At 80.6% G+C, this 216-nt stretch carries 1 pseudogene; it reads left to right on the top strand.

Features of this window, described 5'->3' with window-relative positions:
* Positions 1-18: 18 nt before the first annotated feature.
* A pseudogene (locus AOK24_RS51785) lies at positions 19-216 on the top strand (NAD(P)/FAD-dependent oxidoreductase); the annotation flags it as partial.

Consider the following 216-nt stretch of genomic DNA (forward strand, 5'->3'; position numbering starts at 1 on the left):
GGTGCCGGGGGCTCCGTCGTGGGGGGCGCGAGGGGCGCATTCGATGTCGTACGCGCCCTGGCGAGCGCCCCTCGGACCGGGACCGGCGGCGGCGAGGCGCTGCGGTACGGCGGTCCCCTCGGGTCGGCGATGGACCAGGCGCGGTTGCGCGGCGCGCTCTCCCGGCTCGCGTCCGTCCCCGTCGAGCGGCTCCTCGCCCGCGCCGAGTCCCCCGCC

Origin of the sequence: Streptomyces niveiscabiei (genome assembly GCF_001419795.1) — a bacterium.
In the GTDB taxonomy this organism is placed as follows: Bacteria; Actinomycetota; Actinomycetes; order Streptomycetales; family Streptomycetaceae; genus Streptomyces; species Streptomyces niveiscabiei.